This window comes from Rhizobium sp. RAF36 (genome assembly GCF_052114105.1).
Classification (GTDB): Bacteria; Pseudomonadota; Alphaproteobacteria; order Rhizobiales; family Rhizobiaceae; genus Rhizobium.
Genome location: NZ_JBFREC010000012.1, coordinates 30,998 through 55,314, shown reverse-complemented (window position 1 = coordinate 55,314; position 24,317 = coordinate 30,998). Strand labels below are relative to the sequence as shown.

Sequence of the window (24,317 nt, the reverse complement as noted above, 5' to 3'; positions counted from 1 at the left end):
GCAGAAGGGAGACTTTGATATGCAGGGACTTTTCTTCGAACCGGATATGGGCGTCAGGACGGTTATCCGCGCGCTCGTCATGCTCATCGGTTTCTGGACCGCGTGGCGCGCCGGCAAGGCCGCGGCCGAAGGCTGGAGCGATTACCCGCTGGTGATCGCCTATACCTTCCTGCTTGCCTGGGTGATGCAGTTCCTGCATCACGCGCTGTTCAACGGCCCGATGCTGAGCGCCTTCTTCTACATCATCGATTTCGTGCTGCTGCTCGTCTTCTCGACGGCCGGCTTCCGCTTCCGCCGCACCAATCAGATGGTCAACAACTATTACTGGCTGTACGAAAAAACTTCCGCCTTCTCGTGGAAGAACAAACATTGACAGCCCGTTGAAACTAGGCATGAATTGCCTCAGCGGCGGTACCCGGAAGTCTTGGACTTAAAACGGAAATCCGCCACTGATAAGAAATCGAAGGGCATGGCTCATGGCCGGCAAGGCACAACGCCACCGGTTCATGCCCCCAGAGAGGAACAGCTTTCCCGGCGCAAACGATGGTGGGTAATGCGCTGGGTCTAGGACCGGAACCCGCCCAAAAATTGGGAGTAAAAACATGAAGAAGTATCTTCTGTCAGCAGTAGCTCTTTCCGCGATGGTTGCTTTCAGCGGCGCTGCGCGGGCTGACCTGCTTGTTGGTGTTGGTGGTCCGCTGACGGGCCCGAACGCTGCGTTCGGTGCACAGCTTCAGAAGGGTGCCGAACAGGCAGCCGCTGATATCAACGCTGCTGGCGGCATCAACGGCGAGCAGATCAAGGTCGAGCTCGGCGACGACGTCTCCGACCCGAAGCAGGGCATCTCGGTCGCCAACAAGTTCGTTGCTGACGGCGTCAAGTTCGTTGTCGGTCACTTCAACTCGGGCGTTTCCATCCCGGCTTCTGAAGTTTACGCTGAAAACGGTATCCTCGAAATCACCCCGGCTGCTACGAACCCGCAGTTCACCGAGCGTGGTCTCTGGAACACGTTCCGTACTTGCGGCCGTGACGACCAGCAGGGCGCGATTGCCGGCAAGTATCTTGCCGACCACTTCAAGGACGCCAAGATCGCTGTCGTTCACGACAAGACGCCTTACGGCCAGGGTCTCGCTGACGAAACCAAGAAGGCTATGAACGCCGCTGGTATCACCGAAGCCATCTATGAAGGCATCAACGTTGGCGACAAGGACTTCTCGGCCCTCATCGCCAAGATGAAGGAAGCCGGCGTTTCGATCATCTATTGGGGTGGTCTCCACACCGAAGCTGGTCTCATCATCCGCCAGGCAAAGGACCAGGGCCTGAAGGCAACGCTCGTATCGGGTGACGGTATCGTTTCGAACGAACTGGCCTCGATCGCTGGCGACGCTGTCGAAGGCACGCTGAACACCTTCGGCCCGGATCCGACGCTGAACCCGGCCAACAAGGACCTCGTCGAGAAGTTCAAGGCTGCCGGCTTCAACCCGGAAGCGTACACCCTCTACTCCTACGCTGCGATGCAGTCGATCGCAGGCGCTGCAAAGGCCGCTGGTTCTAACGATCCGGAAGCCGTTGCAAAGGCGATGAAGGAAAAGGGTCCGTTCCCGACCGTTCTCGGCGACATGTCCTTCGATGAAAAGGGCGACCCGAAGCTTCCGGGTTACATCATGTACGAATGGAAGAAGGGCCCGGACGGCAAGTACAGCTACTTCCCGCAGGCTGCGAAGTAAGCATCGCTTGCACGGTTCCGACCGTTTAGAGGAAGCCCGGTTTCGACCGGGCTTCTTTGTTTTTGGCGACGGTTTCGCGGCGGAGTGACGTTTTCAATCCAGGTGTGATGGGCTAGGTCTTGAGCCTCGCCTGGATCTAGAACGGAAGCTCATCATGTCCCGACCGCGCATTCTCGTCACCCGCCGCTGGCCCGCTGCCGCCGAGGCGGCACTCGCCGAACGTTTCGAGGTTACCCTCAACGAAGCTGACGTGCCGATGACCGCCGATCAGCTGCGCCAGGCGCTGGCCGACTACGACGCGGTGCTGCCGACCGTCTCCGACAAGCTGCCGGCATCCGTCTTCGAGGGCGAGATCCGTACGAAAATCCTCGGCAATTTCGGCGTCGGCTACAATCACATCGATATCGCGTCGGCCAAGGCCAAAGGCATTGCCGTCACCAATACGCCCGGCGTTCTGACCGACTGCACCGCCGATATCGCCATGCTGCTGCTGCTCGATGTTGCCCGCCGTGGCGGTGAAGGCGACCGGCAGGTGCGCGCCAACGAATGGAAGGGCTGGTGCCCGACCCACATGATCGGCACCAAGGTCTCCGGCAAGACCGTCGGCATCATCGGCTTCGGCCGCATCGGCAAGGCCTTCGCCCAGCGCTGCCATTTCGGTTTCGGCATGGACGTGGTGTTCTACAATCGCTCGAAGGTCGATGAGGCCGAAGCCGCCCGATACGGCGCCCGCCAGCTCGCCACCGTCGAGGACGTGCTTGCGGCCGCCGACTTCGTCTCGCTGCATTGCCCGGGTGGAGCCGAGAACCGGCACTTGATGAACGCGGCGCGCTTCGCGGCGATGAAGAAGGGTGCGTTTCTGATCAATACGGCGCGCGGCGACGTGGTGGACGAGGCGGCGCTGATCGCGGCCTTGCGCGACGGGACGATCCGCGGGGCCGGGCTCGATGTCTACGAGGCGGAGCCGCAGGTGCCGGAGGCGCTGAAGGCGATGGAGAATGTGGTGTTGCTGCCGCATCTCGGCAGTGCGACCGAGGAGACGCGCACGGCGATGGGGATGAAGGTGGTGGAGAATGTCGCGGCGTTCTTCGAGGGCCGGGAGCCTGCGGACCGGGTGGTGTGAGATCCTTCCTTAAGGGTTGAGCGAGTACGCCCCCTCTGCCCTGCCGGGCATCTCCCCCACGGGTGGGGAGATTGGCTGGGCGCAACCGCTCGCCCAGCTATCTAGTGTCGCGGGCTGAGGATGCGTTCCTTCAATGAATGTGGGGAGCTCGCCAATTGTAATCTCCCCACCTGTGGGGGAGATGCCCGGCAGGGCAGAGGGGGGCGAGCTTGCTCGAAGCCAGCGGCTCAAGCCAATCGCAATGCGACATCACCCCTCATGCAATACATGCGCCGCCTTCACCGCAGCCGACGCCCGGTTCTCCACCCCAAGCTTCACATAGATCTGCTCGAGATGCTTGTTCACAGTGCGCGCCGATAGCCCCAGGATCTCGCCGATATCCCTGTTGGCCTTGCCCTTGGCGATCCACAGCAGCACTTCCGACTCCCGCTGGGTCAGCGAAAAATGCTGACGTAGCACCGCGTCGTCGCTGCGCTGGCTGACGGCGGTGAGGCGGAAGAGGTATTCGTCGGGGCCGATCGTGCCGAGGAAGGCGAGCTGCAGCACGGGTTGGCCCGCGTGGGTGACGGAGAAGGCTGTGTCGCGGCCGCTTCCCATGCGGTCCTGCATCCAGGCAGCGATATGCGCCGTTACCACCTCCATGCCGTCGTCGCTGCCCATGGCGGCGTTGACAAGGCGGGTGGCCTGCGGGGTGGACCAGTGGATGTTGCCATTGCCCTTGACCGCCAGCAGATGGCGGCCGGCGGCATCGAGGGCGACGCGGGCGCTCTGGGCCGAGCGGGCGTTGCGCAGATGGACGCGGATGCGGGCGCGCAGTTCGTCGATATTGATCGGCTTGGTGAGATAGTCGACGCCGCCCGATTCCAGTGCATGGACGACGTGTTCGGTCTCCGTCAGCCCGGTCATGAAGATGACCGGCACCTGGCCGACGGCGGCGTTGGCCTTCAATTTGCGGCAGGTCTCGAAGCCATCCATGACGGGCATGACGGCGTCGAGCAGGATGAGGTCGGGGGTGATGCGCTCGACGATGTTGAGTGCCGCCGTTCCTGACGTGGCGATCAGCACGGAAAAGCCGGACTGTTCGAGCGCATCGGTCAGGAAGCCCAGCGCTTCCGGGGAGTCGTCGACGAGCAGGACGATATCGCGGGGGTGGGCCGTGTCAGCCAATGGTCTCTACCTTTTCGTCGAAGCCGTGCAGGAAGGTCATGAAGCCGTCGAGATCGAAGGCGCCGACATAGGCTCGCAGTTCATCGGTAAATGGCTGATTTGCTTCGTCCTTGGCAAGGTCATTGAGCTTGGCTTCGATCCCCCTGATGTAGCCGATTTCGCAAAGGCGCATCAGTTCTTCGATATGGGCCGCACCCGGGCTGACGAGCGGCGACCTGGCGGGCACTGCAGGCGGCGGGGCGCTGTCGGCATAGGTCCATTTGAGGCCGAGATGCAAAGCAAGCTTGTCGCGCAGCTGCTTGATATCGACGGGCTTGCCGATCGCGTCGTTATGGCTGTCGTCGCTTTCGGCTGTCGCCGCGGCATCGCCGATATTGGCCGAGAGCATCAGGATCGGTGACGTCTGGCCGCTTTCGCGCAGGCGCGACGCAAGCTGCCAGCCGCTCATGCCGGGCATGGAGATGTCGACGAGGAAGAGGTCGGGCTTGATGCCCTCGATCAGTGTCAGGCAGTCCGGGCCGCTGGCTGCCGTCAGCACGACGAAATCGAGCGGCGCCAGGATTTCCCGCATCATCTCGCGGTGATCCTCGTTGTCGTCGACGACGACGATGGTGCGGCGCGGGCCGTCATAACTGACGATCTTCTTTTCCTGCGGCGGGGCGAGGATTTCGCGGGTGACGGCCGAGAGCATCAGACGGACGCGGAAGGTCGAGCCCTTGTCCTTCTCGCTCTCGACCGAGATCTCGCCGCCGAGCGTGTTGGTCAGGAGCCGGGTGATGGTCAGCCCGAGGCCGAGCCCCGGCATCGGCCGGATGCTTTCGGCTTCGCCGCGTTGGAACGGTTCGTAGATGCGGCTCAAGTCGTTTTCCGCAATGCCCCGGCCGGTATCGGAAACCGTGAAGGTCGCGACCTGGCTGCGATAGCCGATGTCGAAGGTTACCGTGCCCTCGTCGGTGAACTTGATGGCGTTCGACAGCAGGTTGACGAGGATCTGGCGCAGTCGCTTCTCGTCGGTGCGCACGAATTGCGGCAGCGAGGGCGAGCGATAGTGATGGAAGGTGAGACCCTTCGCCTGGGCCTGCGGGCGGAACATGTTGACGATCTGGTCGAGGAAATCCTGGATGTTGATCTCGTTGGAATAGACCTGCAGGCGCCCGGCCTCGATCTTGGAGATATCCAGCAGGCCGTCGATCAGGCCGGAGAGATGCTCGGCCGAGCGGCGGATCACCTTGATCGAGGATTGACGCGGCGCCGGGATGGTTTCGTCGCGCTCGAGGATCTGGGCGTAACCGAGCACGGCATTCAGCGGCGTCCGCAGCTCGTGGCTGAGGCCGACGACATAGCGGCTCTTGGCGCGGTTGGCGGCTTCGGCGGTTTCCTTGGCATTCTGCAGGGCTGCGTCGGTCTTCTTGTGGGCGGCGATTTCCTTGAGCAGCAGCGTGTTTTGGCGCGAGGATTCTTCCTCGGCGACGACGCGGCTGTCATGGGCGAGCACATAGAACCAGCAGACGACGCCGGCGATGACGGCGAAGACGAAGAAGACGATCAGGATCGTGCGGTTGACGACCTCGGCGGTCTCCGGCGAGGCTGAGGCCACCTGATGGGCGATCATCGCCAGGATTGCGCCGACGGCGGTCAGTGCCAGCACGACGGCGATGCCGTAGCGTCCCAGGCGGGTGGTGAGCTTTTCGATCACCGTTTCGGGCAGCAGCGCCTTGGCGACGGTGCCGATCTGTGCGTTCAGCCGTGCATTCGGTTTGCACATGTCGTGGCAGCGGCTGTCGAGCGAACAGCAGAGCGAGCAGATCGGCGCGGCATAGGCCGGGCACCAGGCCATGTCCTCGGGCTCGAAGGGGTGTTCGCAGACGGAGCAGGTGATGCTGGTCAGGTTCTTCCAGCTGTGGCGCGGCTTGCGGGCCAGGTAGTATTTGCCCTTTGTGCCCCAGGCGATCAGCGGCGAGGCGATAAGCGAGATGACAAGCGTGATATAGGGCGCCAGCGAGGCTGCGATCGGGCCGAAAGCGCCGAAATGGGCGATGAGTGCCACGGTCGCCGACAGCGTCATGGCGCCGAGGCCGACAGGGTTGATGTCGTAGAGATGGGCGCGCTTGAACTCGATGCCGGGAGGAGCAAGGCCGAGGGGCTTGTTGATGAAGAGATCGGCCGAGATGGTGCAGAGCCAGGCCATGGCGATGATCGAGAAGATGCCGAGCGTTTCTTCCAGCAGCTTGTAGATGCCGAGCTCCATCAGCAGCAGGGCGATGGCGACGTTGAAGATCAGCCAGATGACGCGGCCAGGATGACTGTGCGTCAGGCGCGAGAAGAAGTTCGACCAGGCGAGCGAGCCGGCATAGGCGTTCATCACGTTGATCTTCAGCTGCGAGACGACGACGAAGGCGGCCATCAGCAGAAGAGCGGCATTGTGCCAGGGGATCATGTAGCCGAAGGCGGTGAGATACATCTGCGCCGGATCGGCGGCGCGGTCGACGGGGACGCCCGCCGTGAAGGTCAGGACGACGAGGAAGGAGCCGGCCAGCAGCTTCGGCGCGCCGATGATCACCCAGCCGGGACCGGCGAGGAAGACGGCGAGGCGATGGCGCCACTTGCGTTGACCATCTGGTGGCAGGAAGCGCAGGAAGTCGGCCTGTTCGCCGATCTGCGACATCAGCGCCAGGATGACCGCCGAGGCGGCGCCGAACTCGACGAGGTTGAAATCGGCGATAGTGCCCGGCGGTCCCGAGGCATGGCGGATGCCGGCGAAGGCCCGCCAGACATCGAATTTCTCCCAGTCGAGAAAGGCGATGAAGATGAAGGGCAGGATGTTCAGCACAATCCAGAAGGGCTGGGTCATCAGCTGGAAGCGGCTGATCAGCTTGACGCCGTGGGTGACCAGCGGGATCACCATCACGGCGCTGATGATGTAGCCGATCCACAGCGGTATGCCGAGCGTCAGCTCCAGCGCCCCGGACATGATCGACGCCTCGATGGCGAAGAGCATGAAGGTGAAGCTCGCATAGATCAGCGAGGTGATCGTCGAGCCGATATAGCCGAAGCTGGCGCCGCGGGTCAGCAGGTCGATATCGACGCCATGGCGGATGGCATAGCGGCTGATCGGCAGGCCGATGGCGAGCATGGCGATCGAGGCGACGATGATGGCGTAGAAGGCGTTGGTGGTGCCGTAGGACAGCGTGATGGCGCCACCGATCGCCTCCAGCGCCAGGAAGGAGATGGCGCCGATCGCCGTCTGCGAGATGCGTTGCGAAGAGAACTGCCGGGCGCTCTTTGCGGTGAAGCGCAGCGCGTAGTCTTCCAGCGTCTGGTTGGCGACCCAGCGGTTATATTCGCGCCTGACCGGAATGATGCGTTGCCGCGCTGCCATGCGTGTGTGCCGGTCCCTTCGTTCCGTTTGTCATTCTTCCGTAACATGGATGGGCGCGACGCTTAAGGGTGCGGCGCAGCATAAGCGTGCAGATTTAGCCCCGGTGCCTACGTCATATTACGTATGTGTTTTCGCAGTGCAGCACCGGATAGTACCTTAAGCAACAGTTAACCGCCGGTTTCGGCCTGTTGTCGAACAAGAAGAGGGGATCACAAGATGAATCTGCGATCATATGTTTCAGGTGCCGTGCTCGGCGCCGTCATGTCGGCCACGGCCGCATTCCATGGGGCAGTCGCTGCCGACGACACGATCAAGGTCGGCGTTCTGCACTCGCTCTCCGGCACCATGGCCATCTCCGAGACGACGCTCAAGGACGCCATGCTGATGCTCATCGACGAGCAGAACAAGAAGGGCGGCCTTCTCGGCAAGAAGCTCGAAGCCGTCGTCGTCGACCCGGCGTCCGACTGGCCGCTGTTTGCCGAAAAGGCACGCGAGCTGATCGAAAAGGACAAGGTCGCGGCCGTATTCGGCTGCTGGACGTCCTCGTCGCGCAAGTCGGTTCTGCCGGTTTTCGAAGAGCTGAACTCGATCCTCTTCTACCCGGTCCAGTACGAGGGCGAAGAATCCTCGCGCAACATCTTCTACACCGGTGCTGCTCCGAACCAGCAGGCGATCCCGGCCGTCGATTACCTGATGGAGAAGGAAGGCGTGAAGCGCTTCGTTCTCGAAGGTACCGACTACGTCTATCCGCGCACGACCAACAAGATCCTGGAAGCCTATCTCGAATCCAAGGGCATTCCGAAGGAAGACATCATCATCAACTACACGCCGTTCGGCTTCTCCGACTGGCAGACCGAAGTTTCCAAGATCAAGGAATTCGGTTCCGCCGGCAAGAAGACCGCGGTCGTCTCGACGATCAACGGTGACGCCAACGTTCCGTTCTACAAGGAACTCGGCAACCAGGGCATCAAGGCAACCGACATTCCTGTCGTCGCCTTCTCGGTCGGCGAAGAAGAGCTTGCCGGTCTCGACACCAAGCCGCTCGTCGGCCACCTGGCTGCTTGGAACTACTTCGAGTCGGTCGAAAGCCCGGCCAACAAGAAGTTCATCAAGGAATGGCACGCCTACACCAAGAACGACAAGCGCGTGACCAACGACCCGATGGAAGCGGCCTATATCGGCTTCAACGCCTGGGTTAAGGCTGTCGAGGCTGCCGGCACCACCGACACCGACAAGGTTCTCGACACCATCATCGGCGTCTCCGTTCCGAACCTCTCGGGTGGCTATGCCACCGTGATGCCGAACCACCACATCACCAAGCCTGTTCTCATCGGCGAAATCCAGGGCGACGGCCAGTTCGAAATCGTCAAGCAGACACCTGCGGTCGTCGGCGACGAATGGTCCGATTACCTGCCTGACTCCAAGGACCTGATCTCCGATTGGCGCAAGCCGATGAACTGCGGCAACTTCAACGTTGCGACCGGCAAGTGCGGCGGCAAGGGGTCTTGAGTTAGCCGATCCGATACCTGCCTGATGCCTTCCGTCCGGACCCCCATGTTCCGGGCGGAAGCTCCGTCCCAAACGGTTGGTGCCCCAGAGGCCAACGATAATCCAGGCGAGAAAGCCGATGTATCGCGCCATCAAGATCGTTCTTTTCACACTCCTCCTCGCCCTGCCGGTCTTCTCCTCGGCACCGAAGGCGCAGGAAGATATCCACGCCCTCGTCAATGCGCTCGGCGCCGGTGATTTCGATGCCCGCGAGGCGGCCATCAAGGCGTTCGTCGCTTCCAAGGATTCGCATGTCGGCCAGATCCTGCAGCAGCTCAGCGATGGCCAACTTTATGTGAATTCGGAAGAGGGCGGCCCGGTCCTGCTGCAGGGCGGCACGGATGACGAGCCGACATTCTCCGATCCGATCAGCGGCGAAGCCGTCGCCGATATCGATCCGGACTACATGTCCAAGGTCAAGATCAACAATTCGCTGCGCGGTATCATCGCCACCAGCATGAGCACGCTGACGCTGCTGAGCCCGGATCGTTCCGCGCGGCTCGCCGCCGCTCAGGGGCTGCTCAAGGACGCCGACCCCTCCAATCTCGATCTCTTGAATTCAGCGCTTGCTACTGAGAAGGACGGCGAGGTCAAGAACACGATGGAAGCCGCCCGCGCGGTGATGATGCTGAAGAGCGACGTCAGCGCCGAGGACAAGAAGGCCGCCATCGACACGATCGCCGCCCGCGGCGACCGCAACGCCATGACGATCCTGACGGCGGCGATGGAAACCGCGCCTGACGACCTGAAACCGGCGATCCAGTCGGATATCGACGGCATCAAGCGCAGCCTGGCTGTCTGGGATGTGGTCCAGAACGTCTGGTACGGCCTGTCGCTCGGCTCGGTGCTGCTGCTCGCCGCCATCGGCCTTGCCATCACCTTCGGCGTCATGGGCGTCATCAACATGGCGCATGGTGAGATGGTGATGATCGGCGCCTACACGACCTATGTGGTGCAGGAGTACATTACCTCGAATTTCCCGGGCATGGCGACCTATTCGCTGGCCTTCTCCGTGCCTGCAGCCTTCCTTTCCACCGGCTTCGTCGGCCTCGTCATCGAGCGGGTCGTCATCCGCTATCTCTATGGCCGCCCGCTGGAAACACTGCTCGCCACCTGGGGCGTGTCGCTCATCCTGCAGCAGGCGGTGCGCTCGATCTTCGGTCCGACAAACCGTGAGGTGCGCAATCCGAGCTGGATGTCCGGCGCCTTCGAATTCGGCGGTTTGTCGATCACCTGGAACCGCATGTGGATCATCGTCTTCTCGATGGCGGTGTTCGTGACGCTGCTGATGCTCCTGAAGCGCTCGGCTTTCGGGCTACAGATGCGCGCCGTCACCCAGAACCGCCGCATGGCGTCGTCGATGGGCATCCGTACCGGCTGGGTCGATGCCTTCACCTTCGGGCTCGGGTCCGGCATTGCCGGGATTGCCGGCGTGGCGCTCAGCCAGATCGACAACGTCTCGCCGAACCTCGGACAGAGCTACATCATCGACAGTTTCATGGTCGTGGTCTTCGGCGGCGTCGGCAATCTCTGGGGCACGCTGGTCGGCGCCTTGTCGCTCGGCGTAGTCAACAAATTCCTGGAACCCTTCGCCGGCGCGGTGCTCGGCAAGATCCTGGTGCTCGTCCTCATCATTCTCTTCATCCAGAAGCGTCCCCGCGGGCTCTTCGCACTCAAAGGAAGGGCGGTGGAAGCATGATTACGGCTTTCCTTTTTCGGTCTCTCGATCGCAAGATCTCGATAGCCATCGCCATTCTGCTTCTGGTCGCGATCCTCGTTCCGGTGCTCAACCTGCTCACCGGCCCGGACAATCCGCTGCATGTCCCGACCTATATCATGGCGCTGTTCGGCAAGTATCTGACCTATGCGCTGCTGGCGCTGGCGCTCGATCTCGTCTGGGGCTTCTGCGGCATCCTCTCGCTCGGCCACGGCGCCTTCTTCGCGCTCGGCGGCTATGCGATGGGCATGTATCTGATGCGCCAGATCGGCTCGCGCGGCGTCTATGGCGATCCGATCCTGCCCGACTTCATGGTGTTCCTGAACTGGAAGGAACTGCCCTGGTTCTGGTACGGCTTCGATCACTTCTGGTTCGCGGCGATCATGGTCGTCGCCGTGCCCGGGCTGCTGGCCTTCATCTTCGGCTGGTTCGCCTTCCGCTCGCGCGTCAACGGCGTCTACCTCTCGATCATCACCCAGGCGATGACTTACGCGCTGCTCTTGGCCTTCTTCCGCAACGACATGGGCTTCGGCGGCAATAACGGCATGACCGACTTCAAGGAAATCATCGGCTACAACGTCCAGGCCGACGGCACCCGCGCCTCGCTCTTTGCTGCCACGGCGATCTTCCTGGCGCTGTCGCTGATGATTGCCTCGGCGATCGTCCGCTCGAAGTTCGGCAAGGTGCTGGTCGGCGTGCGTGATGCCGAAAGCCGCACGCGCTTCCTCGGCTACCGCGTCGAGCATTTCAAGCTGTTCACCTTCGTCGTCTCGGCGATGATGGCGGGCATCGCCGGCGCTCTCTACGTGCCGCAGGTGGGCATCATCAATCCGGGCGAATTTGCCCCTGCCAACTCGATCGAAGTTGTCATCTGGACGGCGGTCGGCGGCCGGGCGACGCTGATCGGCCCGATTATCGGCGCCATCCTCGTCAATGGCGGCAAGACCATCTTCACCGGTCTCTTCCCCGAGTTCTGGCTGTTTGCGCTCGGCGGCCTCTTCGTTGCCGTCACGCTGTTCCTGCCGAAGGGCATTGTCGGCACGGCCGCGCAGTATATCGGCAAGCGCAAGCCGCGGACGGAAGCCACGCCTCCGTCGCTCGAGGACGGCGTCGATGCAAAAATCCAGGCAGCGGAGTAGGCGCGCATGATCCCCGATATCAAACCTAACAGCGTGCTTTACCTGAACGGCGTCTCGGTTTCGTTCGACGGCTTTAAGGCGCTGAACTCGCTGTCGATCGTCATCGAGCCCGGTGAGCTTCGCGCCATCATCGGCCCGAACGGCGCCGGCAAGACGACGATGATGGACATCATCACCGGCAAGACCCGGCCCGACGAAGGGGAGGTGTTCTTCAACGGCCAGACGGACCTGACGAAACTCGACGAAGCCGACATCGCCCAGCTCGGCATCGGCCGCAAGTTCCAGAAGCCGACGGTGTTCGAAAGCCATACGGTCTGGGACAATCTGGAGCTGGCGCTCAACCGCAAGCGCGGGGTGTTCCCGACGCTGTTCTACCGTCTCTCTGGCGAGAACAAGGCACGCATCGAGGAGATCCTCGAAACGGTGCGCCTGACGCATCGCCGCGACGAGTTCGCCGCCAATCTTTCGCATGGCCAGAAACAGTGGCTGGAGATCGGCATGCTGCTGGCGCAGGAGCCCAAGCTGCTGCTTGTCGACGAGCCGGTGGCCGGGATGACCGATGCCGAGACGGCTGAGACGGCGATCCTGCTGAAGGAAATCGCCAAGACCCGTTCGGTTGTCGTTGTGGAGCATGACATGGGCTTTATTCGCGATCTCGGGGTCAAGGTGACGTGTCTGGCCGAGGGCTCGGTGCTGGCCGAGGGGTCGATCGATTTTGTCAGTTCCGATCCGAAGGTGATCGAGAATTATCTGGGGCGGTGAGGATGGTCGTCGTGAACGTCGTGGGCGTGATATCCCCCTCTGCTCTGCAGCAACGGCGCCTGGATCCTCGGGTCAAGCCCGAGGATGACGAGAGGGATGTGGGCGTCGCAGACGAAAGCGACCATCGCATGCGCGCGGTGTTTCCGTCGGATTGCCTTGGCAAAACCTTTCCTCCGTCATCCTCGGGCTTGACCCGAGGATCCACCGTCTCACCCGAATTCTTCATAGAGGTCGCGCCAGCCGGGATTGAGCTGCTCTATGAGGGTGATTTTCCAGGCGCGATACCATCGCTTCAGCGACTTCTCCCGTTGGATCGCCGTGCTGATGGAGAGGTGTTCTTCGTACCAGACCAGACGAGTGCATCCATATTGGCTGGTAAAGCCTTTGGTCAGGCCTTTCCTATGTTCGTAGACGCGCCGTTCGAGATCGGACGTCACGCCGATATAGAGTGTGCCGTTCTTCCTGCTGGCCATGATGTAGACGTAGCCGCTCATGACAATCGCCGAATGATGGATCCTCGGGTCAAGCCCGAGGATGACCGAAGGGGTTGTTCGATGGGCAGCTTCACAGCACGCATCGAGCGAGTAAAGCCTTACAAATCTATGGAAGTGGCATCATGCTGACAGTCGAAAACGCAAACCTCCACTACGGCGCGGCACAAGCCCTGCGCGGCATCTCGATCAAGGCCGAGATGGGCAAGATCACCTGCGTGCTCGGCCGCAACGGCGTGGGCAAGAGCTCGCTGCTGCGCGCCGTCACCGGCCAGCATCCACTCTCGGCCGGAAGCGTCACCTTCAACGATACCGCGCTCAACGGCCTGCCGCCCTTTGCCCGAGCCAAACAGGGCATCGGTTACGTGCCGCAGGGGCGGGAAATCTTCCCGCTGTTGACGGTGAAGGAAAACCTCGAGACCGGCTTTGCTCCGCTTGGCCGCCGCGACCGCAACATCCCCGATGATATCTTCAGCCTCTTCCCGGTGTTGAAGTCGATGTTGTCCCGTCGCGGCGGCGATCTTTCCGGCGGGCAGCAGCAGCAGCTGGCGATCGGCCGGGCCATGGTGACGCGGCCGAAGATCCTGGTGCTCGACGAGCCGACCGAAGGCATCCAGCCGTCGATCATCAAGGATATCGGCCGGGCGATCCGCTACCTCCGGGATTCCACCGGCATGGCGATCCTGCTGGTCGAGCAATATCTCGATTTCTGCCGCGAGCTTGCCGATTACGTCTACATCATGGACCGCGGCGAGATCGTGCATGAAGGGCTGGCGGAAACGCTGGATACGCCTGAGGCCCGCCGCCACCTGACCGTCTGAGCGGCAATTGCCGCTTTCTTCGGCAGTCTGCTTTTCTGGTCGAGCCGTCCGGCTTTGCGGCGAAGGCGATCGCGGGCGGCACGGGAATTGCTTGCTTTCACTTGTTTAGCGCATTGAATGAGAACAGCCGGATGAACGGCGGATGTTCAAGGGGATGGAATGACAATCGCTGCGGCAAGTACCAGACCGCAAAGAGCCGAGGGATGCGGGCATCTGGCCGCCAAGGCGCTGGATGGGCGCACGCGGCTTCGCGAGCTCTATCAGGAAGGTGCCGCCAAGATCCGCCTGCCTGACACCTTCGATGCCTCGATGGAAGCCGTCATCATCAACACCGCCGGCGGCTTGACGGGCGGCGACCGGATGAACTGGAGCGTCGTTGCCGGTCCCGGCACGCGCATCGACGTCACCACGCAGGCCTGCGAGAAGATCTACAAGGCATCGGCGGGCACTGCCGAAGTCACGACCACGATCAGCGCCGGTGCCGGATCGCGGGTCGACTGGCTGCCGCAGGAAACCATTCTCTTCGACCGCGCCTCGCTGTTTCGCCGCCTCGACGTCGATCTCGACGAGACCGCCGAGTTTCTGGCCGTCGAGGCCATCCTGCTTGGCCGCAAGGCGATGGGCGAAGCGATGGTCACGGGTCTCTTTCGCGACCGCTGGCGCATCCGCCGCGCCGGAAAGCTTATTCATGCCGAAGAACTCCGGCTCGATGGCGCGGTCGGCGCGCTGACAGCGCTGCAGCCGGTTCTCGGCGGGCAGGTGGCGTTTGCGACGATGCTCTATGCCGGTCCGCTGGCCGACAGCTATCTCGCCAAGGTGCGGCCGCTGCTCGAAGGGCATATGGCGGGCGTCAGTTCGTGGAATGGAAAGCTTGTCGTGCGGGTCGCGGCAACGGATGGTTTTGCGCTTAGAAAAATCCTGATTCCGGTCATATCCGCCTTGCGCAACGGCGCGCCGGTGCCGAAAGTCTGGAACCTGTAATTCAGCTGGAATGGATGAACGATGAACCTCACTCCGAGAGAAAAAGACAAGCTGTTGATCTCCATGGCGGCAATGGTGGCGCGCCGTCGATTGGAGCGCGGCGTCAAGCTCAACCATCCGGAAGCGATCGCGTTGATCACCGATTTCGTGGTCGAAGGCGCGCGTGACGGGCGATCCGTCGCCGAGCTGATGGAGGCCGGCGCCCATGTCGTCGGCCGCGACCAGGTGATGGAAGGCATCGCCGAGATGATCCATGACGTGCAGGTCGAGGCGACATTTCCTGACGGTACCAAGCTCGTCACCGTCCACGAACCGATCCGCTAAGGAGGCCGCGATGCTGGAACTGCGTCCGAACTGCGAATGCTGCGACAAGAACCTGCCGCCCGAAAGCCGTGAGGCGATGATCTGCAGCTTCGAATGCACCTTCTGCGCTGCTTGCGCCGAAGACGTGCTCGGCGGCAAATGCCCGAACTGCGGCGGCGAATTTACGCGCCGCCCGGTCCGCCCGGCCGGGAAGCTCGACAACAATCCGGCGTCGACCAAACGTGTATTGAAGGCCGAAGGCTGCGCGCCCCAGAAGGCTGCGTGAGGAGAAAGACATGATCCCAGGCGAAATCATTGCCGCAAGCGGCGACATCGAACTCAATGCCGGCGCACCGACCCTGACGATTGTGGTGTCGAACACCGGCGATCGCCCGGTGCAGGTTGGCAGCCATTATCATTTTGCCGAAACCAATGCCGGTCTTTCCTTCGAACGCGAGAAGGCGCACGGCATGCGGCTGGACATTCCCGCCGGCACCGCTGTCCGTTTCGAGCCGGGCCAGACGCGCGAGGTGACGCTGATCCCGCTCGCGGGCAAACGCGAAGTCTATGGCTTCCGCCAGCTCGTCATGGGCAAGCTTTGAAGCACGAAAAATAACAGAAGACGGGAGGAAATGATGCGTTTGGTGATTGGCCTGCTTGCATTGGCGGGCGGCGTAATAATGGCTTCGGGCGCATTCGCGCAGGAGGAGACCGACTGCAAGAACCCTGAGACGCAGGCGGAGATGACGAGCTGCGAACAGGATCGCTATGGCGAGGCGGACAAGGCGCTGAATGCCCAGTGGAAGGAAACGCGCACTGCGGCGGCTGCGACCGACGAGGATCTGGACGAGAACGATCGCGGCGCCGAGAAGGCGCTGCTCACAGCGCAGCGCGCCTGGATCTCCTATCGCGACGCGCAATGCGAGGCCGAAGGCTTTCAGGCCCGCGGCGGAACGATGGAGCCGATGCTGGTGGCTGGGTGCCTCGCCAATCTCAGCGACACCAGGACCAAGGAACTGAAGGCGCTTGCCGACGCATTAGGCGGCAACTGACGTGGGACAGAAGATCATGATCGTCGGCAACGGAGAGGTGGGAGACGAAGGGCGCGCGGCGATCGCTGCGGCCGATTTCGTCGTCCGCTTCAACGAGTGCCGCTCCTATGCTGCAAGCCCCGGCCGTACCGATGCCGTCGCCGTCTGCAATACCGGCCGTCCGGGCAAGGCGATGACCGGCGACACCGGCTGGCGGACACTAGCCGGCGTGATCGAAGCGTCCGAGATTTGGTGCGTGCGCGACCCGGAAAAGTTTGCGGAGATGCGGGCGCCGCTCGCTATCTCTCGTCCCGAGCTCGACGACTTCTGCGACGATTACACGAGTCAGTTCAAGGCCTTCTGCAAGGAAGCTGGCAAACGGCATGTGGTCGTTGAGAAAGTGATTCATGAGGCGGTGGACGAAGCGCTCGCCGCCTTCAGCCCCGAGCCTTATGTCGTGCCGAGCACCGGCTTGATCGCGATAGCTCAAGCCTTCCGCCGGTTCCCCGGCGCCGGTATCGGGCTTGCGGGGTTCGGTCATGCAGGCTGGGACGGCCACCCATTTGCTGCCGAGCGGCAGCTTGTCGATGGATATATCGCTGCCGGGCGGCTGAAACGATACGCCGCCGAACCACCTCATTCTTCCTCCCAAGGAGCCTGACATATGCCCCACAAGATCTCCCGCGCCGCCTATGCCAGCATGTTCGGACCGACCGTCGGCGATAAGGTCCGGCTGGCTGATACCGAGCTGTTCATCGAGATCGAAAAGGACTTCACGACCTATGGCGAGGAAGTGAAGTTCGGCGGCGGCAAGGTGATCCGCGACGGCATGGGGCAGAGCCAGGCGACGCGGGCGCAGGGCGCGGTCGATACCGTGATTACCAATGCGGTGATCATCGATCACACGGGGATCGTGAAAGCCGATATCGGGCTGAAGGACGGGCGCATCGTGGCGATCGGCAAGGCCGGTAATCCGGATACGCAGCCGGGCGTCAACATCATCGTCGGCCCATCGACGGAGGCTATTGCCGGCGAGGGCAAGATCGTCACGGCCGGGGGCATGGATGCGCATATCCATTATATCTGCCCGCAGCAGATCGAGGAAGCGCTGATGTCCGGCATCACATGCATGCTGGGCGGCGGCTCCGGCCCGGCGCATGGCACGCTTGCAACGACCTGCACCGGCGCCTGGCATATCGAGCGGATGATCGAGAGCTTCGACGGATTTCCGATGAACCTGGCGCTGGCGGGGAAGGGCAACGCGTCTCTTCCTGCTGCACTCGAAGAAATGGTGCTGGCAGGGGCCTCGTCGCTGAAGCTGCATGAGGATTGGGGTACGACGCCGGCGGCGATCGACTGCTGCCTTTCGGTGGCCGACGAATATGACATCCAGGTGATGATCCACACAGATACGCTGAACGAGAGCGGCTTCGTGGAAGACACGATCGGGGCGCTCAAGGGCCGCACCATCCATGCCTTCCATACCGAGGGTGCCGGTGGCGGCCATGCGCCCGATATCATCAAGATCTGCGGCCAGTCGAACGTCATCCCGTCATCCACCAACCCGACGCGGCCCTACACGGTCAACACGATCTCCGAGCATCTCGATATGCTGATGGTCTGCCATCATCTGTCGCCGTCGATCCCCGAAGATATCGCCTTCGCCGAAAGCCGTATCCGCAAGGAGACGATCGCCGCGGAAGATATCCTCCATGATATCGGTGCCTTCTCGATCATCTCCTCCGACAGCCAGGCCATGGGCCGGGTCGGCGAAGTGGCGATCCGCACCTGGCAGACGGCCGACAAGATGAAGCGTCAGCGTGGCCGCCTGCCGGAAGAAAAGGGCGAGAACGACAATTTCCGTGTGCGCCGCTATATCGCAAAATACACGATCAATCCGGCGATCGCTCAGGGCCTCAGCCACGAGATCGGCTCGGTGGAGGTCGGCAAGCGCGCCGACCTGGTTTTGTGGAACCCCGCCTTCTTCGGCGTCAAGCCGGAGATGGTGCTGCTCGGCGGCTCGATCGCGGCGGCGCCGATGGGGGATCCGAACGCCTCGATCCCGACCCCGCAGCCGATGCATTACCGGCCGATGTTTGCCGCCTATGGCAAGCTACGCACCACCTCGTCGGTCACCTTCGTGTCGCAGGCGTCGCTGGATGCAGGCCTCAAGGGACGGCTCGGTGTTGCCAAGAGTCTCGTCGCCGTGAAGAACACGCGCGGCGGAATTTCCAAGGCGTCGATGATCCACAACAGCCTGACGCCGCATATCGAGGTCGATCCCGAGACCTATGAAGTCAGGGCCGATGGCGAGTTGCTGACCTGCGAACCGGCGACCGTTCTCCCGATGGCACAGCGCTACTTCCTGTTCTGAGGCACGGAGGGCTGCCGAAAGCGTTTCGTTAACGGCATTCTCTGCCCGGTTGCAGAAATTCCGGGAAATCTTCGTGCTCGAAACGTGGCTTTCATCAGCGCATCGGTGTGGACTGAAATGCGCGTGATATCAGAGGTTTAATCAGGCGTTCAGCAGTTCTGATTCAGGTTGAGGGCGGATGCAGCCTGCCCATGAAAATGCAACTTCATTAATTCGGCCGAACTCACTCAAATCTTAACGATCGGCTTAAGAACCCGGCAGCAAATGCATTCTAATCAAATGCCATGGGGTGCCGGGGCTGGAGGTCGATTCGCATGAAAAACTGGATGATGCTCCAGATGGGGCTCGGCAATTTTCAGCACCGCGGCACCATTTTCAGCTTCGCGCTGAAGATGAGCTTTTCCGCCATCATCCTCTCCGCCGTCATCATGCTGATCGTGCTGCCGCCGCTTTCCTTCTTCGATTTGCTGCCGCTGTCGCTTGCCCATTCGCTGAGCCTCGGGATCGTGTTTTCATGGCTGTTCGGCGGGGCGGCCTGTGGTCTCCTGTCGTTGATCGCCGGCTTTGCGCTGCACCACCTGACGATCTCGCGGGCGGAATTCGAAAAGCTCAGCCGCACCGACATGCTCTCAGGCCTGCTGAACCGCCGCGCCTTTACCGAGGCGCTGGCAACGGTTGAAGCCGATGCGTCGCTGGTCATCTTCGACGTCGATCGCTTCAAGGCCATCAACGACCGCTTCGGCCATGCCTGTGGCGACGCCGTGATCATCGCCATCTCGGCAATCCTGGCGACGGCCTTCAACGACAGCTCGGTGGTCGCCCGCCTCGGCGGAGAGGAGTTCGGCGTCATCGTCACCGGCTTTCCGCTGGCGGCGCGGCTCGAGCGCGTCGAGCAGGTGAAGACACAGATCGCCTGCCAGCCGATCACCGCCGACGGCTGCACCGTGCCGATCACCATCTCGGCCGGGATCGCCGATCTCGAACCGGGACGGAACAAGGAGGCGGTCTATGCCTCGGCGGACAAGGCGCTCTATCTCGCCAAGGCGCTCGGGCGAAACCGTGTCGTCCACGAGAGCGAAGGTCTGCACCACGCCTGGCACAGCCGCCTGGTGGAGAACGGTCTTGCCGTTCAGGGCGACGACGATACCGGCTATGACGGCGCGCAGCGCGCCTACGGCATTTAGCCACTCCCTGGGCGGGATTGGCGCTTGCGCCGCCGCACGCTATTTTGCAAGGTCACGGTCTCTGCAAAATGGATAAGTCCCATGCAACGCGTTACATCCTATCTTCCCGCCGGTACACCGTCCTCTCACCCGATCGAGCAGGTGAAGCTGCCGCATGATCTGCGCCATCTCCGCCGCAAGCTGCTGCATCTGGAAAGCGGCGGCATGGTTATGCTCGACCTCAAGGATCCGGTGCTGTTCGCCAATGGCGACCTTCTGGTGCGCGACGACGGCGAGCTGATCGAAATCCTGGCGGCGGATGAGAAGCTGTTCGAAATCCGCGGCAAGAACGGCGTCCACCTGATCGAGCTTGCCTGGCATCTCGGTAACCGGCATCTGGCCGCGCAGATCGAGGAAGACCGCATCCTGATCCTCCGCGACCACGTGATCCGCACCATGCTGCAGGGTCTTGGCGCGCTGGTTCTCGAAGTCACCGAGCCCTTCCAGCCTGCCCGCGGCGCCTATCACAGCCATGGGCACGATCACCATGGCCACGATCACGGCGATCATCATGGTCACGACCATGACCATAAGCATGGCCACGATCATGACCATCATGATCACGACCACAAGCATGGTGACGGACACCATCACTCTCACGACTGAGCGGCGATGACGCAAGCGGATGATCTCCAGGCGCTGCTGCGCCTGATGGCGTGGCTGTCGCCGGCCTTCCCGGTCGGCTCATTCGCCTATTCCGGCGGGTTGGAACGCGCGGTTCATGACGGCCTCGTCACCGATGCCGCAGGACTCGAGACGTGGATTTCGACGTTGCTGACGCATGGCAATGTCTGGAACGACGCGGTGATCTTTGCCGCGGCGTGGCGCGGGCAGGGCGATGCGACTGCGATCGGCGATCTCGCCGCACTTGCCGAAGCGCTCGCCGGCTCTCGGGAACGGCATCAGGAAACGATGCTGCTAGGCGATGCCTTCCTCACCGCAGCGCGAGCTTGGCCGGACCCTGTTTTTGAGCGGCTGCCGCAGCAGGTGGCCTATCCCGTTGCCGTCGGCGCCATCGCGGGCGCCCATGATGTTGCGCTCGACAAGGCGCTGGCCGCTTTCCTGCATGCCTATGTCTCGCAGGCCGTCTCGGCCGGTATCCGCCTCGGTGTCGGCGGTCAGAAGGATGGTGTCGGCATACTGGCCAAGCTCGAACCTGTTATTGCCGAGATCGCCAGAAACGCCTCGGCTGCGACGACCGACGATCTCGGTGCAGCGGCCGTTCAGGCCGATATCTCGACGCTGCGGCACGAGACCCAGAGCAGCAGACTTTTCCGCTCGTAAGGCAGGCATCTGCGTCATTTGCCGGTGGCAGGCGTGATGGCCGGGCGCTATCATCGGGTGAATTGGAGTGACATCTATGAAATCGAGAAACGGACCTCTCCGCGTCGGCATCGGCGGGCCTGTCGGCTCCGGCAAGACGGCGCTGACGGAGAAGCTCTGCAAGGCGATGCGCGACGACTATTCCGTCGCCGTCGTCACCAACGACATCTACACGACCGAGGATGCCGAAGCGCTGATGCGCATGCAGGCGCTGCCGTCGGACCGCATCGTCGGCGTCGAGACCGGCGGCTGCCCGCACACGGCCATCCGCGAGGATGCGACAATCAATCTGCAGGCGATTGCCGGGCTGAACCAGCGTATCCCCGATCTCGACGTCGTCTTCATCGAGTCCGGCGGCGACAATCTGGCGGCGACCTTTTCTCCTGACCTCGCCGATATCACCATCTATGTGATCTCCGTTTGCCAGGGCGAGGAAATCCCCCGCAAGGGCGGGCCGGGGATCACCAAGTCGGACCTTCTCGTCATCAACAAGAAGGATCTGGCACCCTATGTCGGTGCCGATCTGGATGTGATGGACCGGGACGCGACACGCATGCGGGCAACCCGTCCCTACGTCTTCTCCGACATGAAGCGCGGCGATGGTATCGGCTCGATCGTCAGTTTCCTCAAGGAGCATGGCGGGCTCTGACGCGGAAGCGTCAGGGGCCGTGCTCGCCGAGGCTTCCGGTGAAGCGCTCTGCCCAGTTTTCCCGCCGCGAGGCTTCGAGAACGAAATCGATGAAGACGCGGGTCTTCAGCGGCAGAAGTTTCCTGCCCGAATGGTATATCGAGACCGGCCCGGCATCGACATACCATTGCGGCACAACACGGATGAGGTCGCCACGTTCCAGATGCGGCAGCGCGTCCGGCTTGGCGATCATCGCCACGCCGATGCCCATCAGGGCCGCCTCGCGCATGGCTGCCGGATCATCGACCACGACCCGCTCTCTGGGCACCGCCGTCTGCTCGTCGCCGGCGACATTGCGCATCTGCCACAGGCGGATCTTGCCGGTGCGGTTGGCACGCATGACGATGCCGTCGAGACTGGCCATATCCGATGGTTCCTCGGGTGGTGATCTCCCACGCATGTAGGCGGGGGAGGCGACGGCGATGATGTGGGCAGGGGCAAGGGTGCGGGCGATCACGCCCGGCGCCAGCTCGAAGCCGCCGCCGATCGCCGCATCATAGCCCTCGGCGATCAAGTCGACCTGCCTGTTCTCGAACATCCATTCCGGCCGGATCAGCGGATAGCGCGCGAGGAAATCCGGCAGTAACGGCAGGATATAACCGATGCCGAGCGTCGGGCTCATGCTCACTCTCAACGTGCCCGAAGGCGCCGCTTCGTCTGATGCCGCCGAGGCGATGGCGTTTTGCAGTCCGGCGAGATTGTCGCCGATCGCCCGCAGAAAGCGCTCGCCCTCTTCGGTCAGCGTCAGGCTGCGGGTGCTGCGCTGGAAGAGCCGGATGCCGAGATTTGCCTCGAGCACGGCGACGTTGCGGCTGACGGCAGCGGGCGTCATCGCCAGCCGTCGCGCCGCGGCGGAAAAGCTGCCGAGCTCCGCCGTCCTGACGAATGATTCCAGATTGATCAGAGATTCCATCACTTCACTTTCAACGATTGTTTGAAAGTTATTAAATCCGTTACCCGCTAATCGCAATGGAATAGACTGGCCATATTCCGCTCCATCGAAACGAAACTGGAGTTAAGGAAATGACCGATCTATCGAAACCCCTGTCAGGCAAGGCAGCACTCGTCACCGGCGGTTCGCGCTCGATCGGCGCTGCCATCGCCAGGCGGCTCGCGGCGGACGGGGCCGCGGTTGCCATCACCTACCATGCCTCGCCCGACCGCGCCGCGCTTGTCGTCAAGGATATCGAGGCTGGTGGCGGACGAGCCATCGCAATCCAGGCCGATGCCGGCGATCCCGCTGCCGTGCGGGCCGCGGTGGCAAAGACCGGAGAAGCCTTCGGCGCGATCGACATTCTCGTCAACAATGCCGGCATCGCGCTCGGCGGCGCCATCGAGGAGACGACATTTTCGGATTACGAGCGAATGATTGCCGTCAACGTCACCGGCATGTTCGTGGCGACACAGGAGGCCGTGCGCCGGATGAAGCCCGGCGGCCGCATCATTCACATCGGCTCGTCGATGGTGCGTTACGCGGCTTTTCCGACCGCTTCGCTCTATACGCTGACCAAGGGCGCCGTCGCCGGGTTCAATCGCAGTCTGGTTCGCGATCTCGGTCCGAAGGGGATCACCGTCAACACCGTCCATCCCGGCCCGACCGATACCGACATGAACCCGAATGGCGGACCGATTTCGCAGATCGTCGGTCCCGGCATTGCCGTTGGCCGCTACGGCAAGGATCACGAGATCGCCAGCGTCGTCGCCTATCTCGCAAGCCCTGGCGCCGCCTTCGTCACCGGCGCCGAGATTGTCGCCGATGGCGGCTTTTCGGCCTGATGCGTTCCGGCAGGTGATATCGACGCTGTGGCCAGACGCGGCCAAAGCGATGCAAAATGACGCGGCCTGAGCCTGTTGCATCTCCGGCCTGCCGCGATTAGCGTATTCGCGATGGGGATGGAGTGCCCCCGATAACCGCCGTGATGGCTGATGACTCCTACCGCGATTTCAATCGACGGTGGGAGTGTGTCTACTGCCCGCCGATACAATGAGGCGTGCATGTCACTCTATACCTGCTTGATCATCATGGCCGGCGGCGCTCTCGGCACCCTGGCGCGCTATCTGATCTCGGTCCTGGCGGTGCCGATTAGCGGCAACCTGCCTTGGGGCACGATCATCATCAACATCACCGGCTCCTTCATCATCGGCCTGTTCGGCACGCTAACGCTGGTGCATGGCCGTTTTCCGGTGTCGGAGAACATGCGGCTCTTCGTGATGATCGGCCTCTGCGGCGGCTACACCACCTTCTCGTCCTTCAGCCTGCAGACACTCGATCTGATCCGTGTGGGCGCCATGACGCGGGCAGGGGTGAATATCGCCGCCTCGGTGGTGCTTTGCGTCGCGGCTGTTTCGGTGGGGCATCTCATCGCGTCTTATTTCAACGGTGGGGAGCAGCAGGTGGCGCAGTTGAGGGTGGAGGAAGAGGTGTGAGGGGCGGCAACCATAACGCCCTCATTCCTGTGCTTGTCACAGGAATCCAGTCGCCGCGCGTCTGCGTGGCGGGAAGAGTCTTTTCGGCCCAAG

The 24,317-nt window shown here is 62.3% G+C and carries 25 protein-coding genes and 1 riboswitch; of the genes, 21 read left to right on the top strand and 4 right to left on the bottom strand.

Annotated features, from left to right (window positions below):
• Nucleotides 1-19 precede the first annotated feature (19 nt).
• The 3 genes from AB4Z25_RS27490 (at nucleotide 20) to AB4Z25_RS27480 (ending at nucleotide 2,850) form a co-directional block, all read left to right on the top strand.
• Nucleotides 20-373: a DUF6867 family protein gene (locus AB4Z25_RS27490; RefSeq protein ID WP_112390414.1), complete on the top strand. Its 354-nt coding sequence runs from the start codon at nucleotides 20-22 to the stop codon at nucleotides 371-373.
• A 229-nt stretch (nucleotides 374-602) separates the two neighbouring features.
• Entirely contained in the window at nucleotides 603-1,727 is a 1,125-nt protein-coding gene (locus AB4Z25_RS27485) for a branched-chain amino acid ABC transporter substrate-binding protein (protein ID WP_112538915.1), read from the top strand.
• A gap of 154 nt (nucleotides 1,728-1,881) precedes the next feature.
• Nucleotides 1,882-2,850, top strand: a complete 969-nt coding sequence (locus tag AB4Z25_RS27480; protein ID WP_112538916.1) for a 2-hydroxyacid dehydrogenase — start codon at nucleotides 1,882-1,884, stop codon at nucleotides 2,848-2,850.
• 249 nt (nucleotides 2,851-3,099) lie between these two features.
• Here the strand turns inward: AB4Z25_RS27480 and AB4Z25_RS27475 are convergent, their stop codons facing one another.
• Together AB4Z25_RS27475 and AB4Z25_RS27470 are read right to left on the bottom strand one after the other, a co-directional pair.
• Nucleotides 3,100-4,017: a response regulator transcription factor gene (locus tag AB4Z25_RS27475; protein ID WP_112538918.1), complete on the bottom strand. Its 918-nt coding sequence runs from the start codon at nucleotides 4,015-4,017 to the stop codon at nucleotides 3,100-3,102.
• Nucleotides 4,010-7,396: a hybrid sensor histidine kinase/response regulator gene (locus tag AB4Z25_RS27470; RefSeq protein ID WP_442210240.1), complete on the bottom strand. Its 3,387-nt coding sequence runs from the start codon at nucleotides 7,394-7,396 to the stop codon at nucleotides 4,010-4,012. Before AB4Z25_RS27470 ends, AB4Z25_RS27475 begins: the two co-directional genes overlap by 8 nt.
• 216 nt (nucleotides 7,397-7,612) lie before the next feature.
• Here AB4Z25_RS27470 and urtA point away from each other — a divergent pair, with 216 nt between their 5' ends.
• The 4 genes from urtA to urtD all read left to right on the top strand — a co-directional run bounded on the left by urtA (nucleotide 7,613) and on the right by urtD (nucleotide 12,562).
• Entirely contained in the window at nucleotides 7,613-8,905 is a 1,293-nt protein-coding gene (gene urtA, locus AB4Z25_RS27465) for an urea ABC transporter substrate-binding protein (RefSeq protein ID WP_112538920.1), read from the top strand.
• Nucleotides 8,906-9,023: 118 nt separating this feature from the next.
• Entirely contained in the window at nucleotides 9,024-10,643 is a 1,620-nt protein-coding gene (urtB, locus tag AB4Z25_RS27460; RefSeq protein WP_112538921.1) for an urea ABC transporter permease subunit UrtB, read from the top strand.
• Complete coding sequence (gene urtC, locus AB4Z25_RS27455) at nucleotides 10,640-11,800, top strand: urea ABC transporter permease subunit UrtC (protein WP_112538922.1); 1,161 nt, start codon at nucleotides 10,640-10,642, stop codon at nucleotides 11,798-11,800. Before urtB ends, urtC begins: the two co-directional genes overlap by 4 nt.
• Nucleotides 11,801-11,806: 6 nt before the next feature.
• Nucleotides 11,807-12,562, top strand: coding sequence for an urea ABC transporter ATP-binding protein UrtD (gene urtD, locus AB4Z25_RS27450; RefSeq protein WP_112538923.1), 756 nt, complete (start codon nucleotides 11,807-11,809; stop codon nucleotides 12,560-12,562).
• A 209-nt stretch (nucleotides 12,563-12,771) separates the two neighbouring features.
• On the opposite strand, the gene AB4Z25_RS27445 is transcribed toward urtD, so the two are convergent.
• On the bottom strand, nucleotides 12,772-13,056 hold the full coding sequence (locus AB4Z25_RS27445; protein ID WP_112538924.1) for a GIY-YIG nuclease family protein: 285 nt from the start codon (nucleotides 13,054-13,056) through the stop codon (nucleotides 12,772-12,774).
• A 122-nt stretch (nucleotides 13,057-13,178) separates the two neighbouring features.
• Here AB4Z25_RS27445 and urtE point away from each other — a divergent pair, with 122 nt between their 5' ends.
• The 12 genes from urtE (at nucleotide 13,179) to ureG (ending at nucleotide 21,758) form a co-directional block, all read left to right on the top strand.
• Entirely contained in the window at nucleotides 13,179-13,874 is a 696-nt protein-coding gene (gene urtE / locus AB4Z25_RS27440; protein ID WP_112390422.1) for an urea ABC transporter ATP-binding subunit UrtE, read from the top strand.
• 159 nt (nucleotides 13,875-14,033) lie between these two features.
• Nucleotides 14,034-14,855: an urease accessory protein UreD gene (locus tag AB4Z25_RS27435; RefSeq protein WP_112538925.1), complete on the top strand. Its 822-nt coding sequence runs from the start codon at nucleotides 14,034-14,036 to the stop codon at nucleotides 14,853-14,855.
• Nucleotides 14,856-14,876: 21 nt separating this feature from the next.
• A complete protein-coding gene (locus AB4Z25_RS27430; protein WP_112538926.1) occupies nucleotides 14,877-15,179 on the top strand; it encodes an urease subunit gamma in 303 nt (100 codons plus the stop codon).
• Between the two features lie 10 nt (nucleotides 15,180-15,189).
• Nucleotides 15,190-15,444, top strand: coding sequence for a DUF1272 domain-containing protein (locus AB4Z25_RS27425; protein WP_112538927.1), 255 nt, complete (start codon nucleotides 15,190-15,192; stop codon nucleotides 15,442-15,444).
• Nucleotides 15,445-15,454: 10 nt separating this feature from the next.
• A complete protein-coding gene (locus AB4Z25_RS27420) occupies nucleotides 15,455-15,760 on the top strand; it encodes an urease subunit beta (RefSeq protein ID WP_112390426.1) in 306 nt (101 codons plus the stop codon).
• Between the two features lie 33 nt (nucleotides 15,761-15,793).
• Nucleotides 15,794-16,210 carry a lysozyme inhibitor LprI family protein gene (locus AB4Z25_RS27415; RefSeq protein ID WP_112390427.1) on the top strand — a complete coding sequence of 139 codons (417 nt, stop codon included), beginning with the start codon at nucleotides 15,794-15,796 and terminating at the stop codon, nucleotides 16,208-16,210.
• 16 nt (nucleotides 16,211-16,226) lie between these two features.
• A complete protein-coding gene (locus AB4Z25_RS27410) occupies nucleotides 16,227-16,850 on the top strand; it encodes a Urease operon accessory protein (RefSeq protein WP_112538989.1) in 624 nt (207 codons plus the stop codon).
• Nucleotides 16,851-16,853: 3 nt separating this feature from the next.
• On the top strand, nucleotides 16,854-18,563 hold the full coding sequence (gene ureC / locus AB4Z25_RS27405) for an urease subunit alpha (RefSeq protein WP_112538928.1): 1,710 nt from the start codon (nucleotides 16,854-16,856) through the stop codon (nucleotides 18,561-18,563).
• A gap of 314 nt (nucleotides 18,564-18,877) precedes the next feature.
• Nucleotides 18,878-19,747 carry a GGDEF domain-containing protein gene (locus AB4Z25_RS27400; protein WP_112538929.1) on the top strand — a complete coding sequence of 290 codons (870 nt, stop codon included), beginning with the start codon at nucleotides 18,878-18,880 and terminating at the stop codon, nucleotides 19,745-19,747.
• An 81-nt stretch (nucleotides 19,748-19,828) separates the two neighbouring features.
• Nucleotides 19,829-20,392, top strand: a complete 564-nt coding sequence (locus tag AB4Z25_RS27395; RefSeq protein ID WP_112538930.1) for an urease accessory protein UreE — start codon at nucleotides 19,829-19,831, stop codon at nucleotides 20,390-20,392.
• Nucleotides 20,393-20,398: 6 nt separating this feature from the next.
• Nucleotides 20,399-21,070 carry an urease accessory protein UreF gene (locus tag AB4Z25_RS27390; RefSeq protein ID WP_112538931.1) on the top strand — a complete coding sequence of 224 codons (672 nt, stop codon included), beginning with the start codon at nucleotides 20,399-20,401 and terminating at the stop codon, nucleotides 21,068-21,070.
• 76 nt (nucleotides 21,071-21,146) lie between these two features.
• Complete coding sequence (ureG, locus tag AB4Z25_RS27385; protein ID WP_112390432.1) at nucleotides 21,147-21,758, top strand: urease accessory protein UreG; 612 nt, start codon at nucleotides 21,147-21,149, stop codon at nucleotides 21,756-21,758.
• A gap of 10 nt (nucleotides 21,759-21,768) precedes the next feature.
• On the opposite strand, the gene AB4Z25_RS27380 is transcribed toward ureG, so the two are convergent.
• Nucleotides 21,769-22,710, bottom strand: a complete 942-nt coding sequence (locus AB4Z25_RS27380) for a LysR family transcriptional regulator (RefSeq protein ID WP_112538932.1) — start codon at nucleotides 22,708-22,710, stop codon at nucleotides 21,769-21,771.
• A 110-nt stretch (nucleotides 22,711-22,820) separates the two neighbouring features.
• Between AB4Z25_RS27380 and AB4Z25_RS27375 the strand changes: the two genes are divergently transcribed.
• Both AB4Z25_RS27375 and crcB read left to right on the top strand, forming a co-directional pair.
• Nucleotides 22,821-23,573, top strand: a complete 753-nt coding sequence (locus AB4Z25_RS27375; protein ID WP_112538933.1) for an SDR family oxidoreductase — start codon at nucleotides 22,821-22,823, stop codon at nucleotides 23,571-23,573.
• 104 nt (nucleotides 23,574-23,677) lie between these two features.
• Nucleotides 23,678-23,740, top strand: a riboswitch (Fluoride riboswitch).
• 52 nt (nucleotides 23,741-23,792) lie between these two features.
• The gene (gene crcB, locus AB4Z25_RS27370; protein WP_112538934.1) at nucleotides 23,793-24,224 is read left to right on the top strand and encodes a fluoride efflux transporter CrcB; all 432 of its coding nucleotides are present in this window, start codon (nucleotides 23,793-23,795) and stop codon (nucleotides 24,222-24,224) included.
• Nucleotides 24,225-24,317 lie beyond the last annotated feature (93 nt).

What these genes read in the sequence shown, in the direction of transcription:
- AB4Z25_RS27410 (WP_112538989.1), top strand. Translation starts at nt 16,227, where the DNA reads ATGATCGTCGGCAACGGAGAGGTGGGAGACGAAGGGCGCGCGGCGATC.
- urtB (WP_112538921.1), top strand. Translation starts at nt 9,024, where the DNA reads ATGTATCGCGCCATCAAGATCGTTCTTTTCACACTCCTCCTCGCCCTG.
- crcB (WP_112538934.1), top strand. Translation starts at nt 23,793, where the DNA reads ATGTCACTCTATACCTGCTTGATCATCATGGCCGGCGGCGCTCTCGGC.
- AB4Z25_RS27445 (WP_112538924.1), bottom strand. Translation starts at nt 13,056, where the DNA reads ATGAGCGGCTACGTCTACATCATGGCCAGCAGGAAGAACGGCACACTC.
- AB4Z25_RS27435 (WP_112538925.1), top strand. Translation starts at nt 14,034, where the DNA reads ATGACAATCGCTGCGGCAAGTACCAGACCGCAAAGAGCCGAGGGATGC.
- AB4Z25_RS27375 (WP_112538933.1), top strand. Translation starts at nt 22,821, where the DNA reads ATGACCGATCTATCGAAACCCCTGTCAGGCAAGGCAGCACTCGTCACC.
- urtC (WP_112538922.1), top strand. Translation starts at nt 10,640, where the DNA reads ATGATTACGGCTTTCCTTTTTCGGTCTCTCGATCGCAAGATCTCGATA.
- AB4Z25_RS27390 (WP_112538931.1), top strand. Translation starts at nt 20,399, where the DNA reads ATGACGCAAGCGGATGATCTCCAGGCGCTGCTGCGCCTGATGGCGTGG.
- AB4Z25_RS27395 (WP_112538930.1), top strand. Translation starts at nt 19,829, where the DNA reads ATGCAACGCGTTACATCCTATCTTCCCGCCGGTACACCGTCCTCTCAC.
- AB4Z25_RS27420 (WP_112390426.1), top strand. Translation starts at nt 15,455, where the DNA reads ATGATCCCAGGCGAAATCATTGCCGCAAGCGGCGACATCGAACTCAAT.
- urtE (WP_112390422.1), top strand. Translation starts at nt 13,179, where the DNA reads ATGCTGACAGTCGAAAACGCAAACCTCCACTACGGCGCGGCACAAGCC.
- AB4Z25_RS27415 (WP_112390427.1), top strand. Translation starts at nt 15,794, where the DNA reads ATGCGTTTGGTGATTGGCCTGCTTGCATTGGCGGGCGGCGTAATAATG.
- ureC (WP_112538928.1), top strand. Translation starts at nt 16,854, where the DNA reads ATGCCCCACAAGATCTCCCGCGCCGCCTATGCCAGCATGTTCGGACCG.
- AB4Z25_RS27430 (WP_112538926.1), top strand. Translation starts at nt 14,877, where the DNA reads ATGAACCTCACTCCGAGAGAAAAAGACAAGCTGTTGATCTCCATGGCG.
- urtD (WP_112538923.1), top strand. Translation starts at nt 11,807, where the DNA reads ATGATCCCCGATATCAAACCTAACAGCGTGCTTTACCTGAACGGCGTC.
- AB4Z25_RS27470 (WP_442210240.1), bottom strand. Translation starts at nt 7,396, where the DNA reads ATGGCAGCGCGGCAACGCATCATTCCGGTCAGGCGCGAATATAACCGC.
- AB4Z25_RS27485 (WP_112538915.1), top strand. Translation starts at nt 603, where the DNA reads ATGAAGAAGTATCTTCTGTCAGCAGTAGCTCTTTCCGCGATGGTTGCT.
- AB4Z25_RS27480 (WP_112538916.1), top strand. Translation starts at nt 1,882, where the DNA reads ATGTCCCGACCGCGCATTCTCGTCACCCGCCGCTGGCCCGCTGCCGCC.
- urtA (WP_112538920.1), top strand. Translation starts at nt 7,613, where the DNA reads ATGAATCTGCGATCATATGTTTCAGGTGCCGTGCTCGGCGCCGTCATG.
- AB4Z25_RS27400 (WP_112538929.1), top strand. Translation starts at nt 18,878, where the DNA reads ATGAAAAACTGGATGATGCTCCAGATGGGGCTCGGCAATTTTCAGCAC.
- AB4Z25_RS27490 (WP_112390414.1), top strand. Translation starts at nt 20, where the DNA reads ATGCAGGGACTTTTCTTCGAACCGGATATGGGCGTCAGGACGGTTATC.
- AB4Z25_RS27425 (WP_112538927.1), top strand. Translation starts at nt 15,190, where the DNA reads ATGCTGGAACTGCGTCCGAACTGCGAATGCTGCGACAAGAACCTGCCG.
- ureG (WP_112390432.1), top strand. Translation starts at nt 21,147, where the DNA reads ATGAAATCGAGAAACGGACCTCTCCGCGTCGGCATCGGCGGGCCTGTC.
- AB4Z25_RS27380 (WP_112538932.1), bottom strand. Translation starts at nt 22,710, where the DNA reads ATGGAATCTCTGATCAATCTGGAATCATTCGTCAGGACGGCGGAGCTC.